Origin of the sequence: Stenotrophomonas nematodicola (assembly GCF_009467805.1) — a bacterium.
GTDB classification, from domain to species: domain Bacteria; phylum Pseudomonadota; class Gammaproteobacteria; order Xanthomonadales; family Xanthomonadaceae; genus Stenotrophomonas; species Stenotrophomonas nematodicola.
The window spans coordinates 75,794-93,187 of the sequence record NZ_WIAY01000010.1; the positions used below are offsets into that span (position 1 = coordinate 75,794).

Annotated in this window: 16 protein-coding genes and 1 pseudogene; all 17 read left to right on the forward strand. The window is 63.7% G+C overall.

Annotated elements, in window-relative coordinates:
• Nucleotides 1-687: 687 nt before the first annotated feature.
• The 17 genes and pseudogenes from recF (at nucleotide 688) to GDJ08_RS19490 (ending at nucleotide 16,909) form a co-directional block, all read left to right on the forward strand.
• Nucleotides 688-1,785, forward strand: coding sequence for a DNA replication/repair protein RecF (recF, locus tag GDJ08_RS19410; RefSeq protein ID WP_153165529.1), 1,098 nt, complete (start codon nucleotides 688-690; stop codon nucleotides 1,783-1,785).
• 113 nt (nucleotides 1,786-1,898) lie between these two features.
• Nucleotides 1,899-4,358, forward strand: coding sequence for a DNA topoisomerase (ATP-hydrolyzing) subunit B (gene gyrB, locus GDJ08_RS19415; protein ID WP_136005795.1), 2,460 nt, complete (start codon nucleotides 1,899-1,901; stop codon nucleotides 4,356-4,358).
• 73 nt (nucleotides 4,359-4,431) lie between these two features.
• Nucleotides 4,432-5,283, forward strand: coding sequence for a CPBP family intramembrane glutamic endopeptidase (locus tag GDJ08_RS19420; protein ID WP_017357101.1), 852 nt, complete (start codon nucleotides 4,432-4,434; stop codon nucleotides 5,281-5,283).
• A gap of 73 nt (nucleotides 5,284-5,356) precedes the next feature.
• Nucleotides 5,357-6,163 (forward strand): M48 family metallopeptidase, encoded by an 807-nt coding sequence (locus tag GDJ08_RS19425; RefSeq protein WP_017357102.1) that lies wholly within the window; start codon nucleotides 5,357-5,359, stop codon nucleotides 6,161-6,163.
• Between the two features lie 133 nt (nucleotides 6,164-6,296).
• Nucleotides 6,297-7,490 (forward strand): tetratricopeptide repeat protein, encoded by a 1,194-nt coding sequence (locus GDJ08_RS19430; protein ID WP_136005793.1) that lies wholly within the window; start codon nucleotides 6,297-6,299, stop codon nucleotides 7,488-7,490.
• Nucleotides 7,491-7,636: 146 nt separating this feature from the next.
• Nucleotides 7,637-8,305 (forward strand): energy transducer TonB, encoded by a 669-nt coding sequence (locus GDJ08_RS19435; protein WP_136005792.1) that lies wholly within the window; start codon nucleotides 7,637-7,639, stop codon nucleotides 8,303-8,305.
• An 85-nt stretch (nucleotides 8,306-8,390) separates the two neighbouring features.
• Entirely contained in the window at nucleotides 8,391-9,152 is a 762-nt protein-coding gene (exbB, locus tag GDJ08_RS19440; protein WP_017356923.1) for a TonB-system energizer ExbB, read from the forward strand.
• Nucleotides 9,153-9,210: 58 nt separating this feature from the next.
• The gene (locus GDJ08_RS19445; RefSeq protein WP_017356924.1) at nucleotides 9,211-9,636 is read left to right on the forward strand and encodes an ExbD/TolR family protein; all 426 of its coding nucleotides are present in this window, start codon (nucleotides 9,211-9,213) and stop codon (nucleotides 9,634-9,636) included.
• Between the two features lie 3 nt (nucleotides 9,637-9,639).
• Entirely contained in the window at nucleotides 9,640-10,053 is a 414-nt protein-coding gene (locus tag GDJ08_RS19450) for an ExbD/TolR family protein (RefSeq protein WP_017356925.1), read from the forward strand.
• A 101-nt stretch (nucleotides 10,054-10,154) separates the two neighbouring features.
• Entirely contained in the window at nucleotides 10,155-11,615 is a 1,461-nt protein-coding gene (gene cls, locus GDJ08_RS19455; RefSeq protein ID WP_153165530.1) for a cardiolipin synthase, read from the forward strand.
• A gap of 67 nt (nucleotides 11,616-11,682) precedes the next feature.
• A complete protein-coding gene (locus GDJ08_RS19460) occupies nucleotides 11,683-11,940 on the forward strand; it encodes a hypothetical protein (RefSeq protein WP_017356927.1) in 258 nt (85 codons plus the stop codon).
• 4 nt (nucleotides 11,941-11,944) lie between these two features.
• Nucleotides 11,945-12,688 carry a pyridoxine 5'-phosphate synthase gene (locus GDJ08_RS19465; protein ID WP_136005788.1) on the forward strand — a complete coding sequence of 248 codons (744 nt, stop codon included), beginning with the start codon at nucleotides 11,945-11,947 and terminating at the stop codon, nucleotides 12,686-12,688.
• A gap of 217 nt (nucleotides 12,689-12,905) precedes the next feature.
• Nucleotides 12,906-13,997: a PA0069 family radical SAM protein gene (locus tag GDJ08_RS19470; RefSeq protein WP_153165531.1), complete on the forward strand. Its 1,092-nt coding sequence runs from the start codon at nucleotides 12,906-12,908 to the stop codon at nucleotides 13,995-13,997.
• A gap of 157 nt (nucleotides 13,998-14,154) precedes the next feature.
• Nucleotides 14,155-14,895: an RHS repeat domain-containing protein gene (locus GDJ08_RS20270; protein WP_229296587.1), complete on the forward strand. Its 741-nt coding sequence runs from the start codon at nucleotides 14,155-14,157 to the stop codon at nucleotides 14,893-14,895.
• Nucleotides 14,896-14,986: 91 nt separating this feature from the next.
• Nucleotides 14,987-15,511 (forward strand): annotated as a pseudogene (locus GDJ08_RS19480) (PA0069 family radical SAM protein); the annotation flags it as partial.
• Between the two features lie 157 nt (nucleotides 15,512-15,668).
• Nucleotides 15,669-16,445, forward strand: coding sequence for an RHS repeat-associated core domain-containing protein (locus tag GDJ08_RS20275; RefSeq protein WP_229296588.1), 777 nt, complete (start codon nucleotides 15,669-15,671; stop codon nucleotides 16,443-16,445).
• Nucleotides 16,442-16,909 (forward strand): hypothetical protein, encoded by a 468-nt coding sequence (locus GDJ08_RS19490; protein WP_153165532.1) that lies wholly within the window; start codon nucleotides 16,442-16,444, stop codon nucleotides 16,907-16,909. The genes GDJ08_RS20275 and GDJ08_RS19490 overlap by 4 nt, the downstream gene beginning before the upstream one ends.
• Nucleotides 16,910-17,394 lie beyond the last annotated feature (485 nt).

A 17,394-nucleotide genomic window follows, 5' to 3' on the forward strand; every position in this document is an offset into this window, starting at 1 on the left:
TGCACACGACCCTCTCGGGGATGGCAGCGCGAGCGCGGGCAGAGGTGAGCACATCCGGCGGCGTCGGGACGGCGCGATTCAACGTTCTTCTCGATTCACGCGGCAGCAGATCTGACGCTGCCGTAGGAGTGGTTCTTCCAGCGTCTGGATCACAGCTCTATGCTTTAAAAACTGTATATAAATCTAAAGCTAGGTGGTGATGGTAGGGCCAGATTTGGTTGAAAAGTACCTTATCTCATTGAAAGTAAAGGGGAAATGGACCTCGAAACCCCCGGTAAAACAGGCCCTGAGCCTGGGGTTGAACCTGTGGATATCTTTAAGGGCACCCGGAGGGACCTTTTTTACCCACAGGTTGCGCAGAGATTGTGCATAAGTCATACAGAGGCCCTGTGGACAGCCAACGCCGGTACCCGTGAATCCCTTGCGATCTGCTCACCGAACCCTTGGGCGGTCCCTCAGATTTCAAGAAATCAACGCCCCCACATGGCCCGAAATTCTTGAAATCTGCACGGCTGCACCCCCGATGCCGGCGCAGATTTCAACGAATTCGAGGACGTTCCACGTGGTCGATGCGGCCGGATCGAGTGCCCGGTGGACGCGAGTGGGTACGGGGCCGTGGAACCTGTCCGATGCAGTAAGCTGACTGATTACCCCTACCCTTCCCGGCCGTCGGCCCAGATCGTCCGTATGCACATCCGTCGTTTGTCCCTGCACCAGATCCGCCGCTTCGACAGCGTGGACCTAGCACCGCGACCGGGCATCAATCTGATCACTGGCGACAACGGCGCGGGCAAAACCAGCGTGCTCGAGGCGTTGCACGTGATGGCATACGGCCGCAGCTTCCGCGGTCGCGTTCGCGACGGCCTGGTGCGTCAGGGGCAGGAAGCGCTGGATGTATTCGTCGAATGGGACGAGCAACGCCGCGGTGCGGTGGCGCCGACGCGGCGAAAGGCCGGGCTTCGCCACAGTGGCCAGGAATGGAGGGGTCGACTGGATGGCGAAGACGTCGCCCAGCTCGGCAACCTGTGTGCCGCCCTGGCGGTGGTGACCTTCGAGCCGGGCAGCCACGCGCTGGTCAGCGGCGGGGGCGAACCACGCCGTCGGTTCCTCGATTGGGGCTTGTTCCACGTGGAACCCGACTTTCTGGCGCTGTGGCGGCGCTATTCGCGGGCCCTGAAGCAGCGCAACGCCCTGCTCAAGCAAGGTGGGCATCCCAATGCCCTCGATGCCTGGGACCACGAGCTGGCCGAGGCGGGTGAGCCGCTGACCACGCGGCGCCAGCACTACCTGGAGCGGCTGCAGGACCGTACGATCGAGCTGGCGCACGCGTTGGCGCCGAACCTCGGCATCCAGTCGCTGAGTCTCAACCCCGGCTGGCGAAAGCAGGACCTGTCGCTGTCCGATGCGCTGCTGCTGGCGCGGGAACGTGACCGCATAGCCGGCTACACTTCGGTGGGACCGCATCGTGCCGACTGGAGTGTGGGCTTTGCCAGCATTCCCGGGCGCGATGCACTGTCGCGCGGCCAGGCCAAGCTCACCGCGCTCACCTGCCTGCTGGCGCAGGCCGAAGACTATGCCGAGCAGCGCGGCGAATGGCCGGTGATCGCCTTGGATGACCTGGCTTCCGAGCTGGATCGCACCCATCAGGCGCGGGTGCTGGATCGCCTGCGCGCCGGGCCCGCCCAGATATTCATCACTGCCACGGAGACGCCGGCGGCGTTGGCGGATGTCAGCGACATCGCCCGGTTCCACGTGGAACATGGGCAGGTCCAGCCTGTGCCATAGTGGTCGGCAAGGGGCCCCGTCCCCCGACTGGTATAATTGCTGTTGCAACCCCTTATCTCTCGGCGCCCTGCCTCACGGCGGTGGCCCGACCTGCGGAGCCTACGGCAAGCGCAATGACTGAAGAACAGAACACCCCGGCAACTACCGGCAATTACGACGCCAACAGCATCACCGCCCTGGAAGGCCTGGAGGCAGTCCGCAAGCGTCCCGGCATGTACATCGGTGACGTCCATGACGGCACCGGTCTGCACCACATGGTGTTCGAGGTGGTCGACAACTCCATCGACGAAGCCTTGGCCGGCCATGCCGATCACGTGGCGGTGACGATTCACGCCGATGGGTCGGTGTCGGTGTCCGACAACGGTCGCGGTATCCCGACCGGCAAGCACGAGCAGATGAGCAAGAAGCTCGATCGCGAGGTCTCCGCGGCGGAAGTCGTGATGACCGTGCTGCACGCCGGCGGCAAGTTCGACGACAACAGCTACAAGGTGTCCGGCGGTCTGCACGGTGTCGGTGTCAGCGTGGTCAACGCGCTGTCGCAGAAGCTGCTGCTGGACATTTATCAGGGCGGCTTCCACTACCAGCAGGAATACAGCGACGGTGCGGCGCTGGTCCCGCTCACGCAGGTGGAGCCCAGCAGCAAGCGCGGCACCACCCTGCGCTTCTGGCCGTCGGTGAAGGCGTTCCACGACAACGTGGAATTCCACTACGAGATCCTGGCCCGTCGTCTGCGCGAACTGTCGTTCCTCAACTCCGGCGTCAAGATCGTCCTGATCGATGAGCGCGGCGATGGCCGGCGCGACGACTTCCACTACGAAGGCGGCATCCGCAGCTTCGTGGAGCATCTGGCCCAGTTGAAGACCCCGCTGCACCCGAACGTGATCTCGGTGACCGGCGAGTCCAACGGCATCACCGTGGAAGTGGCGTTGCAGTGGACCGATTCCTACCAGGAAACGATGTACTGCTTCACCAACAACATCCCGCAGAAGGACGGCGGTACCCACCTGGCCGGTTTCCGCGGTGCGCTGACCCGTGTGCTCAACAACTACATCGAGCAGAACGGCATCGCCAAGCAGGCCAAGATCAACCTGACCGGCGACGACATGCGCGAAGGCATGATCGCGGTGCTGTCGGTGAAGGTGCCCGATCCGAGCTTCTCCAGCCAGACCAAGGAAAAGCTGGTCAGCTCGGATGTGCGTCCGGCCGTGGAAAGCGCGTTCGGCCAGCGACTGGAAGAGTTCCTGCAGGAAAACCCGAACGAAGCCAAGGCGATCGCCGGCAAGATCGTCGACGCCGCCCGTGCGCGCGAAGCCGCCCGCAAGGCCCGCGACCTGACCCGCCGCAAGGGCGCGCTGGACATCGCCGGCCTGCCGGGCAAGCTCGCCGACTGCCAGGAAAAGGACCCGGCGCTGTCCGAACTGTTCATTGTCGAGGGTGACTCGGCAGGTGGCTCGGCCAAGCAGGGCCGCAACCGCAAGAACCAGGCGGTGCTGCCGCTGCGCGGCAAGATCCTCAACGTGGAACGCGCCCGCTTCGATCGCATGCTCGCCTCCGACCAGGTCGGTACGCTGATCACCGCGCTCGGCACCGGCATTGGCCGGGACGAGTACAACCCGGACAAGCTGCGTTACCACCGCATCATCATCATGACCGACGCCGACGTCGACGGCGCGCACATCCGCACCCTGCTGCTGACGTTCTTCTACCGTCAGATGCCGGAGCTGATCGAGCGCGGTCACGTCTACATCGGTCTGCCGCCGCTGTACAAGATCAAGCAGGGCAAGCAGGAGCTGTACCTGAAGGACGATCCTGCGCTGGACGCCTACCTGGCCAGCAGCGCCGTGGAGAACGCATCGCTGGTGCCGGCCGATGGCGAGCCCGGCATCGAAGGCGTGGGTCTGGAAAAGCTGCTGCTCACCTACGCTGCGGCGCAGGACGCGATCAGCCGCAATGCCCATCGCTACGATCGCCAGCTGCTCGAAGCCCTGATCGACTTCACCCCGATGGACCTGGAACACCTGCGCAAGGCCGGTGCCGAAGAAGGCCTGGCCGCGCTGGCCACCCGCCTCAACCAGGGCAGCCTGGGCTCGCCGCGGTACAGCCTGCAGCTGCAGGAACCCACCGACGAGCGTCCGGCGGCCGTGCTGGTCACGCGTCGCCACATGGGCGAAGAGCTGATCCAGGTACTGCCGTTGAGTGCCTTCGAAACTGGCGAACTGCGCGCCCTGCACCAGTCCTCGCTGCTGCTGCACGGCCTGGTCCGTGCTGGCGCGAAGATCAGCCGTGGCGCCAAGTCGGTGGAGGTCGAGAGTTTCTCGCAGGCACGCGACTGGCTGCTGGATGAAGCCAAGAAGGGCCGCCAGATCCAGCGCTTCAAGGGCCTGGGCGAAATGAATCCGGAACAGCTGTGGGACACCACGGTCAATCCGGATACCCGTCGCCTGCTGCAGGTGCGCATCGAGGACGCGGTCGCCGCCGACCAGATCTTCAGCACCCTGATGGGCGATGTGGTCGAGCCGCGCCGTGACTTCATCGAAGACAACGCGCTGAAGGTCGCCAACCTGGATATCTGACACAATCGGGGCAAGGCCGGCCGGGTGCGACCTGCACCCTGGCCGGCCATCGTCTCCCGATGCCAGGAATCCGATGTCCGCTACCGCCCCGGCGTCCATGACGCCTCCCCTGCCGCCGACGGTTCCGCCGGCGACCAGCAAACCCGGCTCCCCGTTGGCCGGTTTCTTCATCGATCTGGGCATCGCCGCGATCGTACTGTTCGGGTTGAGCCTGATGGCCGGCCTGGTCTGGGGCGTGTATCGCGGCATCATGGTCGGCTATGCCGCCGCCAAGAGTGGCGATACGGTGGGTTCGGCCGCCGACCTCACCGCACAGTTGGGCCAACCCGGCGCACTCGCCCAGATTCTGATGGCGCTCATCGCCACCGGCGGTGCCGCCCTGCTGCTGTACTTCTGGCGCCGTCGCGCCACCCCCGTGGAACAGGCCGCGTCGCGCAGCGCCGCCCGCCGCCCCGGCACCTGGGGCTGGACCGTCCTCGTCGCTGCCGGCGTCGTGATCGGCAGCAACGGTATTGCCTTCCTGGCCAAGCAGGCCGGCATCGAGCCGGTCCCGACCAACCTTGGCCTGATGGAACAGGCGCTGTCGCGCTTTCCGCTCTTCCTGGCGCTGTTTGCTGTCGTGCTTGCGCCGGCCTATGAAGAACTGCTGTTCCGCCGGGTCCTGTTCGGGCGCCTGTGGCAGGCCGGCCGGCCGCTGCTCGGCATGCTGCTGAGCAGCCTGGCCTTCGCCCTGGTTCATGAGATTCCCGGCACCAGCGCCAACGGCCCGCTGGAAATCGCGCAGCTGTGGCTGGTCTACGGTGGCATGGGTGCGGCCTTCGCCTGGCTGTACCAGAAGACCGGCACCCTGTGGGCACCGATCGTCGCGCACGGCCTGAACAACGCGATCGCCCTGGCAGCGCTGGTATTCCTCGGCCTGCACTGAACCGCTGGGCCGATTGACGAAAAATTAAGCCGTCACATACGACACTGCGGACATGAACACGGGGGACGCATTGATGAAACCAGTTCTGTTGGGACTTGCGATCGCGCTGCTGGTCAGCGCATGCGCGACCACCACCTCGCCGACCGGTCGGCGTCAGATGGTGGGCGGCGTGTCCCAGGCCGAGCTGGACCAGCTCGGCGCCCAGGCGTTCGCCCAGACCAAGCAGAAGGAAAAAGTCAGCACTGACGGCCGGCAGAATTCCTACGTGCAGTGCGTGGTCGATGCGCTGGTCGCACAGTTGCCGCCTCAGTACCGTGGCGTACGGTGGGAAACGGCCGTGTTCGTCGACAGCGAACCCAACGCGTTCGCCCTGCCCGGCGGCAAGGTCGGGGTGAACTCGGGCATCCTCACCGTCGCCAAAAACCAGGACCAGCTCGCCGCCGTGATCGGGCACGAGATCGGGCACGTGATCGCCCGCCACCACGAGGAGCGCATCACCCGCCAGATGGGCGCGCAGACCGGCCTGAGCGTGCTCGGCATGCTCGCCGGCGCTGCGTACGGCGATGCTGCGGCAAGTACGGTCAACCAGCTCGGCGGCATGACCGCGCAGACCGCCTTCCTGCTGCCCGGCTCGCGCACCCAGGAATCCGAAGCGGACGTGCTGGGCCAGCGCCTGATGGCCGAGGCCGGTTTCGATCCGGCGCAGGCGGTCAATCTGTGGCAGAACATGATGGCGGCCAGCAGCGGGCGCTCACCGCAGTGGATGTCCACCCACCCCGATCCCAGCAACCGGATCCGGGAACTGCAGCGCGACGCGCCCGCCCTCGCAGACGTGTACCAGCAGGCCCAGGCGGCCGGGCGGCGTCCACGGTGCGGATGATTCGACCAAAGGATGCTGTATTGCAGCATCGGAAACGATTTCTCACGCCATCGGTTTCTGATACGTTTGGCGGCTCAGATTTTTCTGACAGTCCGTTTTGATGCCGCCACGGCGGTTCCGATCGAGGTGAAAGATGATTTTCAGCAACCACAAGCAAGCCGTGCTTTCCGTCCTCATCGCGACCGCACTCGGTGGCGTGGTCGTCACCGATGCCGTCGCCCAGACGCGTTCGACCGATCGTTCCAGTGATCGCCGCGGTGGAAAGCAGGCCAAGGCCGAAGTGCTTTTCCCGAACGCGACCCGCCAGGAGCCGACCGTCAAGGCCTCTGCCAAGATGGGCAGCAAGCTGCAGAAGCTGGTAGACAACTACAACAAGCAGAAGTTCCCGGAAACCCGCGCCCAGGCTGACGAGATCCTCGCCAACGCCGACGCCAATGCCTACGACAAGTCGCTGGCTGCGCAGCTGGCCTCGCAGGCCGCCTACCAGACCGAAGACAACGCAGCGGCCAAGAAGTATCTGCAGCAGGCGCTGGACTTCAACGGCCTGGACAACAACGGCTACTTCCAGTCGATGCTGATGCTCGGCCAGCTGCAGCTGCAGGACGACCAGCTCCAGGAAGGCCTGGCCACGCTGGACAAGTACTTCGCCGAGAGCAAGTCGGCCAAGCCGGAAGAACTGGTGATCAAGGGCCAGGCCCTGTACCAGATGCAGCGCTACGCCGATGCCATCCCGGTGCTGCAGCAGGCCATCGCCGGTGCCACCGAACCGAAGGACAGCTGGAACCAGCTGCTGATGGCCGCCATGTCCGAAGCCGGCCAGACCGGTGAAGCGGTCAAGCAGGCCGAAGCGCTGGCCGCCCGCAACCCGAACGACAAGAAAGCCCAGCTGAACCTGGCCAGCATGTACATGCAGGCCGACCAGATGGACAAGGCCGCCTCGGTGATGGACAAGCTGCGCGCCTCCGGCCAGCTCACCGAAGAGCGTGAGTACAAGCAGCTGTACTCGATCTATGCCAACACCGACAACAAGGAAAAGGACGTCATCGCGGTCATCAACGAAGGGTTGCAGAAGGGCATCCTGAAGCCGGACTACCAGGTGTACCTGGCGCTGGCCCAGTCCTACTACTACTCCGACCAGGTGCCGCAGGCCATCGAGGCGTGGCAGAAGGCCGCCCCGCTTTCCAAGGACGGTGAAACCTACCTGAATCTGGCACGTGTTTTGCACAGTGAAGGTCGCATCCCGGAGGCCAAGCAGGCCGCCCAGCAGGCGCTGGCAAAGGGTGTGAAGAACCAGGCGGATGCCAAGAAAATCATCAACCTGAAGTAAGTAGGAATAACGCCTGAACGCCCGCGCGATTGATGCGCAGGCGCTCAGGATTGGTATAAGCTTGGAGGTTCCTGCGGTGTCATGCACCGCTGATCATGGGCTACCTGTCCCCGGGTATCCCGGCCCCACTAATGAGCTCTTGGCGCATGACGGAACAACTAGTCGTTCACAGGTACGAACAACGCGATGACACCGGCTTCAGCTGGCCGCGTATCGTGGGTATCGCTTTTGTAATCGCACTGCATCTCGCCGCCTTCATGATGCTTCTGATCCCGGCTGTGGCTCCCAAGGCCGCTGCGGAGAAGGAACGCAACATCATGGTGACCCTGGTCGACGCTCCGCCGCCGCCCCCACCGCCGCCGCCGCCGCCGCCGCCGCAGGATACTCCGCCGCCGCCGGTGAAGAACCTGTCGCCGCCGAAGCCCTCGCCGGTGCCGCCGCCGCCGCAGGCGCCTGTGGTCGACGTCCCGGAACCGCGTCCGAACGACATCGTCACGCCGCCGTCGCCCCCCTCGCCGCCGGCTCCGCCGACGTCGATCGAGGCAAGCGTCGACATCTCGTCGAAGAACATGAACCCCCCGCGCTACCCGCCGGCCGCGTTCCGCGCAGGTATCCAGGGTGAAGTCATCCTGATCATTGATGTCGATGCCAACGGCAACGTCACCAATGTCTCGGTCGAGAAGTCCAGCCGTAACCGTGACCTTGACCGCGCCGCGATGGAAGCAGCTCGCAAGTGGAGCTTCCGTGCTGCGGAGTCGGGCGGGAAGAAGGTCGCAGGTCGCGTTCGCGTCCCGGTCAACTTTGCGCTGAACTGATGGTCGCCGGTGGCCCGCCGGCCACCGTTCCATCGGTTGTTTCTAGCCACACCCTTTATCACCACACACAACAAAGGTAAGCGTCATGCTGCAGGAAATTTTCATCGCCGCTGCTGCCGGGGGCAACTCGTCGAACGCCCTCTCGCAGATGGGCTTCGAGCACCTGATCCACGAAATGACCACCAAGCCGGGCGACTTCGCCGTCTCCTGGGTCGTGCTGCTGACCCTGGTCATCATGTCCGCCATGTCCTGGTACTGGACCGTCATCAACATCTTCCGCGCTACCCGCCTGAAGAGCGCTGCTGACAAGGTCGTGAGCCTGTTCTGGGATACCCCGAACGCCCAGGACGCCATCCGTGCGATGGAAGAGCAGCCGGCTTCCGAGCCCTTCTCGAAGATCGCCCTGGACGCTGCGCAGGCCGCTGCCCACCACCAGCGTGCCGAAGGCGGCGCCACCGGTGGCCTGGGTGAGAACCTGAGCCGTTCGGAGTTCGTCGACCGCGCCCTGCGTCAGGCCGTGACCCGCGAAAGCAACAACCTGCAGTCGGGCATGACCCTGCTGGCCACCGTCGGCGCAACCGCTCCGTTCGTGGGTCTGCTGGGTACCGTGTGGGGCATCTACGGCGCGCTGATCAAGATCGGTGCAACCGGTTCGGCCTCCATCGACGCCGTTGCCGGCCCGGTGGGTGAAGCCCTGATCATGACCGCCATCGGTCTGTTCGTGGCAATCCCGGCCGTGTTCGCCTTCAACTTCTTCAGCAAGATCAACAGCGCCACGATCAGCAAGTTCGATACGTTCGCTCACGACCTGCACGACTTCTTCGCCACCGGTTCGCGCGTCCGCTAATTGCGACGCGCTGTACCCAGGCGAGAACGTAGTCAACACGATCTAGACGGAGCCCGTTATGGCTTTCAGTAGTGGTAACAGCGGCGGCCCCATGGCCGACATCAACGTTACGCCCCTCGTGGACGTGATGCTGGTGCTGCTGATCATCTTCATCATCACGGCGCCCCTGATGTCCCACAAGGTCAAGGTGGATCTGCCGGAGGCCAACCTGGTGCAGAACCCGGAAGACGCTGAAAAGCGTTCGGGCCCGATCACCCTGGCAGTCAAGGAAGACGGCTCGATCTACTGGAACGACGAGGAAATCGACAAGCAGACCCTCGAGTCTCGCCTGGCGACCGCCGCCCAGCAGACCCCGCAGCCGCCGCTCAACCTGCGTGGTGACCGCACCACCAAGATGCGCGTCATCAACGAGATGACCAAGGTTGCGCAGGAACAGGGCATGCTCGATGTTGGCTTCGTTGCCACCAAAGAGAAGGGGCAGTAAGTCATGGCATTCAGTACCGGTGGTAACAAGGGCCCAATGGCCGACATCAACGTCACGCCCCTCGTGGACGTGATGCTGGTGCTGCTGATCATCTTCATCGTCACCGCGCCGATCATGACCTACCCGATCGCCGTGGACCTGCCGCAGCGTGTGCTCAACCCACCGCCGCAGCTGGTCGAGCCGCCGCCGCCGATCGAGCTGAAGGTGGACGCCAGCAACCAGGTGACGTGGAACAACAGTCCGGTTCCCGTGCACGAGCTGCAGCAGCGCATGGAGCAGGAGGTCCAGAAGGACCCGACGAACCAGCCGGAACTGCGCATCGACGCCAGCCCGGACTCCGAGTACGACGTGATGGCCAAGGTGTTGGCTGCCGCGAAGAATGCTCAGATGAAGAAGATCGGTTTCGTACAGCAGTAATACGCAAGACCACAGTCATGACGCGACTGGAAAACGCCCCTGGAGACAGGGGCGTTTTTTTTTGGCGCCGCGCTGGAGGCACAGCCCGCTATCATCCGCACATGCTCGCCACCTTCCATACCCTCCGCGACTGGATCGCGGGCATTCCCCACCTGGGCCCGCTGCTTGCCGTGGCCTACGTGCTGTACCTGCTCTGGCTGACCGGCTGGATCATGCTGCAGAAGCGCGAGCCGGTGGCCACGCTGAGCTGGATCCTGTCGCTGGCCGCCCTGCCCTACCTCGGCCTCTTCATCTACTACCTGCTCGGCCCGCAGAAGGTGAAGCGCCAGCGCCTGCGCCGCGGGCGCTCGCGGTCAGGCATGGAGCATTACAGCAGCGTGTGTCCGCCCGATGCCGACTGCACCGAGCTGGCCAAGATCGCCCAGGCCACCACCGGCCTGGCCCCCAGCTCGGCTACCGAGGTCGAATGGCTGGTGGATGGCGCGGCCACCTACCGGGCCCTGCTGGCGGCCATCGCGCAGGCGCGTGACCACCTGCACCTGGAGTACTACATCTTCAACCCCGACCACGCCGGCACCGCCCTGCGCGACGCACTGGTGGAGCGCGCCCGCGCCGGCGTACGCGTGCGCCTTCTGCTCGATGCGGTGGGCTCCTCGGCGATCCGCAAACGCTTCCTGGCGCCGCTGCGCGAGGCAGGCGCCGAGGTGGTGTGGTTCCATCCACGGCAGCTGCTCAAGCCGTTCAAGCGGCCAGGGCTCAACATGCGCACGCACCGCAAGCTGGTCATCATCGACGGCCGCGTAGCCTTCACCGGCGGCATCAACATCACCGACGAGGAAGATGAGAGCCGCCGCGCCGATGCGTACCGCGACCTGCACATGCGCCTTCGCGGCCACGTCGTGCGCAGCCTCCAGCTTGTCTTCATCGAAGACTGGATCTACGCCAGCGGCGAACCGCCCGAGCGCTTCGACATCGCCCAACTGTGGCCCAACGACATGCCCAGTCGGGGCGATGGCCGCATCAATGCGCAGGTGCTGGTATCCGGCCCGGATTCGTCCTGGGAAACGATCCACCGCCTGCATGTGGCCGCCATCCACGAGGCGCGCGAACGGGTCTGGCTGGTCACCCCGTACTTCGTCCCCGGTGAGGCCGCCCGCATGGCGCTGACCTCGGCCGCGCTCGGTGGTCTGGACGTGCGCCTGCTGGTGCCGAAGATGAGCGACTCCTGGTTCGTCACCCAGGCTGCGCGCTCGTACTTCGACGAGCTGCTGCAGGCCGGCGTCAAGATCTACGAGTACGGCCCGCGCATGCTGCATACCAAGGCTTTCATCGCCGACGACGATGTCTGCATCGTCGGCAGCGCCAACTTCGATCACCGCAGCTTCCGCCTCAACTTCGAGCTGTCGATGATGCTCGGCGACGCCGACCGCGTGGCGGCCCTCGCCGCCCTGCTCAGTGCCGAGTTCGACGCCGCTGTGCCGGTGCGCAACGACCGCCAGCGCGCCCTGTGGCGTCACCGGGTGCCCGAAGCCTTCGCCCGCCTGGCCTCGCCGCTGCTCTGAGACCGACTGCGTGGAACCGCGCTTGGCCTCGGCGCTACACTGGCCGGGTCAAACGGGGAGTGCTGACATGTACTGGTTGTTCCTGCTGCTCGCGCTGGGCTGCTTCGCCCTCGCGCTCAAGGCATCCCAGATGGGATGGATGATGCTGGCACTGGCCGGCACGCTGCTGTTCCTGCTGGCCTGGGTGCGCGGTCTGTACGTTGCCCGCTTCGGTGGGCTGCAGCGCGATACCAGCCAGCTTATCGATCCCCTCGAACTGCGCCGGTTGCGCGAGCAGGCCCAGGCCCGCCAGCAGCCGGCTACCGACGACCCCGACCCCCTGTAGTCCCATGACCCAGCTCAGCGTCAACGTGAACAAGATCGCCGTCCTGCGCAACTCGCGCGGCGGCACCGATCCGGATGTCCTGCAGGCCGCCCGCGCCTGCCTGGACGCTGGCGCGCATGGCATCACGGTGCACCCGCGCCCGGACCGCCGGCATATCCACGCCGAGGATGTGCTGGCGCTGTCGGCGCTGACCACCGCGCGTGGCATCGAGTTCAACATCGAAGGCAATCCTTTCGCCCCGCCGCGCGAGGGCTATCCGGGCCTGCTGCCGCTGTGCGAGCAGACCCGCCCCGCGCAGGCAACGCTGGTGCCCGATGGCGACGGCCAGCTCACCTCCGACCACGGCTTCGACTTCGCCCGTGACGCCGAGCGCCTGCGCCCGCTGATCGCCGCACTGAAGTCCTACGGGTGCCGGGTCAGCCTGTTCGTCGATGCCGGCAACCCGGACCTGGCCCAGGCTGCTGCCATCGGCGCCGATCGCATCGAGCTCTACACCGGCCCCTATGCCGAGGCCCACGCCGCCGGCGATGCCACCGCCATGCTGGCCCTGTTCGCCGACGCTGCCCGCCGGGCCCAGGCGGTGGGCCTGGGGGTCAACGCCGGGCACGACCTGTCGCAGGACAACCTCGCCGACTTCTTGCGCGCCGTCCCTGACGTGCTGGAAGTCTCGATCGGCCATGCGCTGATCAGCGAAGCCCTGTACGACGGCCTCGACGCCACAGTGAAAGGCTACCTGGCGCTGCTCTGAGACCCATCGCTGACGTGACGTGACCCGTCAGCGTGGCCTGTGGACAACATTGGGGATCAACCCGCGCCCAGGGCCCGCAAACCCAGCAGGCACAAGGGTTCTGCTTCCCTTTTGGGTTGTGGTTAGTAATACTGCTAACCATGCACACGCCGTTGCCAGCCCCTCGCCTGCCTGCGGGGTCTCAATCGCTGAGACCCCGTCCGGCTAGCCTGTGATCATGGGTATCGCGATCAAAGGCCGAGGTTCCACGACGCACCTGGCGGGCCGTTTCGAGGTCACCGTCAGCGAAGCCGTGGACGACGGCTGGGAGCCGGACGACAGCGACGAGTTCGCCACGCCGCGCCTGCGCACCGAAGTGCGTGCGGAGACTGCGCGCAGCATCATCAGCCGCAACAAGTCGCCCGACGTCGGCTTCAGCCAATCGGTCAATCCGTACCGCGGTTGCGAGCATGGCTGCTCGTACTGCTTCGCGCGGCCCTCGCATGCCTACCTCAACCTGTCGCCCGGCCTGGACTTCGAAACCAAGCTGTTCGCCAAGACCAACGCCGCCCAGCTGCTGCGCAAGGAGTTCTCGCGCCCCGGCTACGTGCCGCAACCGATCGCGCTCGGCATCAACACCGACGCCTACCAGCCGATCGAGCGCAAGCTCAAGCTCACCCGGCAGCTGATCGAGGTGATGCTGGAAACCCAGCACCCGTTCTCGCTGATCACCAAGAACGCGTTGGTGGAGCGCGACATCGACCTGCTCGCGCCGCTGGCCGAGAAGAACCTGGTGAGCGTGCACTTCTCGGTGACCTCGCTGGACCCCCATCTGTCGGCCCGGCTCGAACCGCGTGCCTCGGCCCCGCACGCCCGCCTGCGCGCGATGCGGCGGCTGCACGCCGCCGGCATCCCGGTGGGCGTGATGGTGGCTCCGGTGATTCCGTGGATCAACGACGCCGAGCTGGAGGCCGTGCTCGAGGCCGCCCACGATGCCGGCGCCTCCACCGCCGGCTACGTGCTGCTGCGCCTGCCGCTGGAAGTGGCCCCGCTGTTCCGAGACTGGCTCGACACCCATCACCCCGACCGCGCCGCCCACGTGATGAGCACCATCAACCAGCTGCGCGGCGGCAAGGACTACAACAGCGCCTTTGGCACCCGCATGCGCGGCGAAGGCGTCTACGCCGACCTGCTCTCCAACCGCTTCAAACTCGCGCGCCGGCGGCTGGGCTTCGACGCCCAGAACAGCCACTGGCCACGCCTGGACTGCAGCCGCTTCCAGCGCCCCTTGCCGCCGCGCGAGGATTCGCCGCAGGGATCGCTGTTCTAGGTCAGCGGCTGGACACCCGGCCGGCCCTGCGCCAACAATCCGCTGTCGCCCATGAGGGGCGTTCCAGGGGAAGGACATGAACATCGGTGCCACTACGGCGGTTACCACCGCCGTCAACGCCACCAGCCGCTACTACTATGCCGGCTAGAACCAGTTGATGTCCGAGCTGACCGACAGCACCTGGACCAACTACCTTTGGTTCGATGGCAAGCTGGTGGGCCTGGCGCGAAACGGGCAGTTGAACGTCGTCCATACCGATCACCTTGGCCGGCCGGACTTCGTGACCAACGCCGGGCGGCAGACGGTCTGGAAGGCATACAACTACGTATACGGGCGCAGTGTTCAGCAGGACGATATTGGCGGACTGAACATTGGCTTCCCTGGGCAGTACTACGATGCAGAATCAGGGCTTTGGTACAACGGCTTCCGCGACTACGATGCTTGCTATGTATGGGTCCGCACTGAAGGCCGCTCACAACAATTCAGGGGCGTCGGCAGTTGCAGCCGTACTAGGAGAGAATATATGCGAATGAGATCAATCTTTCGATTCTCTTGCCCCAGCTGCAGTGCTTCTGGCCAAGCTTTTCTCATCGCTGATTCGATAGAGAAAAAAATAGAAACGAAATGCAATAACTGCGGTGCTGAGATAGTTTCCGAGCTTGGTGCCATGAAATCAGGAGCATGCTACATACTGACTTTGCTTGCGCTTGCACCGGCCGGTCTAATGTTGATTTCAACTGCATTGAGAGCAGATTGGCTACTATTCTCTGCATCGTTGCTAATAGGTGGTGTCGTCATGTTTGTGCCCTCCATGTATCTTCATTCTCGAAACGCAAAAATCAAAAATTCTTTGAGTCGGCCTGATAAGTACGGGCGAAAATATAATGTAGATCGTTAGCAAACGTGCAATCATTTCATTGTGTTGCCGATGCTGGCTTGGCTTCCGGCGACAGCAGCCGCTGCCAATCGATCAGCGTTCCCCTTGAGACTTCTCGGTGACCTCGCTGGACCCCCATCTGTCGGCCCGGCTCGAACCGCGTGCCTCGGCCCCGCACGCCCGCCTGCGTGCGATGCGGCGGCTGCACGCCGCCGGCATCCCGGTGGGCGTAATGGTGGCTCCGGTGATTCCGTGGATCAACGACGCCGAACTGGAGGCCGTGCTCGAGGCCGCCCACGACGCCGGCGCCTCCACCGCCGGTTACGTGCTGCTGCGCCTGCCGCTGGAAGTGGCCCCGCTGTTCCGAGACTGGCTCGACACCCATCACCCCGACCGCGCCGCCCACGTGATGAGCAGCATCAACCAGCTGCGCGGCGGCAAGGACTACAACAGCGCCTTTGGCACCCGCATGCGCGGCGAAGGCGTCTACGCCGACCTGCTCTCCAACCGCTTCAAACTCGCGCGCCGGCGGCTGGGCTTCGACGCCCAGAACAGCCACTGGCCACGCCTGGACTGCAGCCGCTTCCAGCGCCCCTTGCCGCCGCGCGAGGATTCGCCGCAGGGATCGCTGTTCTAGGTCAGCGGCTGGACACCCGGCCGGCCCTGCGCCAACAATCCGCCGTCGCCCATGAGGGGCGTTCCAGGGGAAGGACATGAACATCGGTGCCACTACGGCGGTTACCACCGCCGTCAACGCCACCAGCCGCTACTACTATGCCGGCTAGAACCAGTTGATGTCCGAGCTGACCGACAGCACCTGGACCAGCTACCTTTGGTTCGATGGCAAGCTGGTGGGCCTGGCGCGAAACGGGCAGTTGAACGTCGTCCATACCGATCACCTTGGCCGGCCGGACTTCGTGACCAACGCCGGGCGGCAGACGGTCTGGAAGGCATACAACTACGTATACGGGCGCAGTGTTCAGCAGGATGATATTGGCGGACTGAACATCGGCTTCCCCGGACAGTACCACGATGCGGAGTCGGGGCTTTGGTATAACGGCTTCCGCGACTACGATGCGAGCATTGCGACGTATGTGCAGAGCGATCCGATTGGGTTAAGCGGAGGCCTCAATAGCTATGCGGATGTTATGGGCAATCCGATTAACTTCGTTGATTCGTTGGGTCTGGCTACAGTGGATCTCGGTAACGGCTTCTGGGGGCGAGTCGATACCTTTAACTATGGCGGGAACGCTTCATTTGAGATTCATGTCTACAATTCAAAAGGCGTAGAGGCTGGCGTATATGGACCTGATGGATGGCTCAATAAGCATGGGCACAAGGGCGCTCCCAATGGTCTTCCCGATGGTGTGGAAGCTCAATGTAAGACTATCTCGGATGACTACTCCCGTCGGGCTGGAATAACCGCTAGAAGAGCATCGCAGAGAGCTTCACGACTTAAATCATTCTTCAAAGGATGGCCACTTATAGGGCCCCTGATTGAAATGACTGCCCCGAGCCCAGACAGAGTTTGCGAGAATATTCCAGGGTATCCTGGATGTGAGGCGATGTGATAAAGCTGGATAGAATCCATTTCGACGGAACAACTTGGGATTTTTCCGAGTATTTTGAGTACATCAGAAGTGTTGCGCACCTGATGCCGCAGCCGCTTGGAGACTATTCGACTGATTGGGAATCCTATGCCCTTAGTGGAACCAAGACACTCCATGACGCCAGGCTGCTGTCAGCGATTCTTGACAAGAAGTACGACGGGAACTACTCAAATGTTGTTTCGTCCGTCGAGCTGAGCTTCATTGATCAGATGTTCCAAGGAAAAACCACATTGCGGTACGGCGATGTCTCTTCGTACCTCTTCAAGGAAACAGACTCAGATACACATCTGCATGCGGACGTGTTGGTTCACGAGTTCTCAATCGTTTCGCCTGGCCGCTTCAGGCACCGAATCGTGCTTGATCACTCAGGTGAGATCGAGATTGAATTCGGCACTTTCTCCCATGTGTGGAAGAAGGAACTCTAGAAGCCGTTCGAGTCTTTCAGCCGCTGCATCAAGTTGGTATAGGTCGACTGGCATGCCACTGGTCGAGCCGAAGCCGGGCGATAGATGTGGATGCAAGTAGCCGGGAGGGCACAGGGATGCATAGAGTTTACTGTCTTGGTTTCGCTGCGCTTCTCATGGGGGTTATCCCATTTGCCAGTGCTGAAAAGACATGTGCTGGAGGAGCTGGTGAGGACGCTTCTTCGGCACTTAGGGTGGCCTACGAGCACTTCGATCATGATCTGTCGAAGACGATGCGTGTGGGGTCGCAAGAAGGTCTAAGGGGATTTCTTGCTCGCATGGAGAACTATCAGATAAGGATCAGCCTTGAAGGGGACCCCCGACGTCCCCCCGGCTTGAGTAGTGGGCGGGTTTAGAGTCCGGTGCTGATGGTATCTCTCTTTCCAGCCAACTGTGCGGCGTACTGGGCGGGCGTCAGCCCGCCAAGAGCCCGCTTAGGCCGTTCT

What these genes read in the sequence shown, in the direction of transcription:
- recF (WP_153165529.1), top strand. Translation starts at nt 688, where the DNA reads ATGCACATCCGTCGTTTGTCCCTGCACCAGATCCGCCGCTTCGACAGC.
- gyrB (WP_136005795.1), top strand. Translation starts at nt 1,899, where the DNA reads ATGACTGAAGAACAGAACACCCCGGCAACTACCGGCAATTACGACGCC.
- GDJ08_RS19420 (WP_017357101.1), top strand. Translation starts at nt 4,432, where the DNA reads ATGTCCGCTACCGCCCCGGCGTCCATGACGCCTCCCCTGCCGCCGACG.
- GDJ08_RS19425 (WP_017357102.1), top strand. Translation starts at nt 5,357, where the DNA reads ATGAAACCAGTTCTGTTGGGACTTGCGATCGCGCTGCTGGTCAGCGCA.
- GDJ08_RS19430 (WP_136005793.1), top strand. Translation starts at nt 6,297, where the DNA reads ATGATTTTCAGCAACCACAAGCAAGCCGTGCTTTCCGTCCTCATCGCG.
- GDJ08_RS19435 (WP_136005792.1), top strand. Translation starts at nt 7,637, where the DNA reads ATGACGGAACAACTAGTCGTTCACAGGTACGAACAACGCGATGACACC.
- exbB (WP_017356923.1), top strand. Translation starts at nt 8,391, where the DNA reads ATGCTGCAGGAAATTTTCATCGCCGCTGCTGCCGGGGGCAACTCGTCG.
- GDJ08_RS19445 (WP_017356924.1), top strand. Translation starts at nt 9,211, where the DNA reads ATGGCTTTCAGTAGTGGTAACAGCGGCGGCCCCATGGCCGACATCAAC.
- GDJ08_RS19450 (WP_017356925.1), top strand. Translation starts at nt 9,640, where the DNA reads ATGGCATTCAGTACCGGTGGTAACAAGGGCCCAATGGCCGACATCAAC.
- cls (WP_153165530.1), top strand. Translation starts at nt 10,155, where the DNA reads ATGCTCGCCACCTTCCATACCCTCCGCGACTGGATCGCGGGCATTCCC.
- GDJ08_RS19460 (WP_017356927.1), top strand. Translation starts at nt 11,683, where the DNA reads ATGTACTGGTTGTTCCTGCTGCTCGCGCTGGGCTGCTTCGCCCTCGCG.
- GDJ08_RS19465 (WP_136005788.1), top strand. Translation starts at nt 11,945, where the DNA reads ATGACCCAGCTCAGCGTCAACGTGAACAAGATCGCCGTCCTGCGCAAC.
- GDJ08_RS19470 (WP_153165531.1), top strand. Translation starts at nt 12,906, where the DNA reads ATGGGTATCGCGATCAAAGGCCGAGGTTCCACGACGCACCTGGCGGGC.
- GDJ08_RS20270 (WP_229296587.1), top strand. Translation starts at nt 14,155, where the DNA reads ATGTCCGAGCTGACCGACAGCACCTGGACCAACTACCTTTGGTTCGAT.
- GDJ08_RS20275 (WP_229296588.1), top strand. Translation starts at nt 15,669, where the DNA reads ATGTCCGAGCTGACCGACAGCACCTGGACCAGCTACCTTTGGTTCGAT.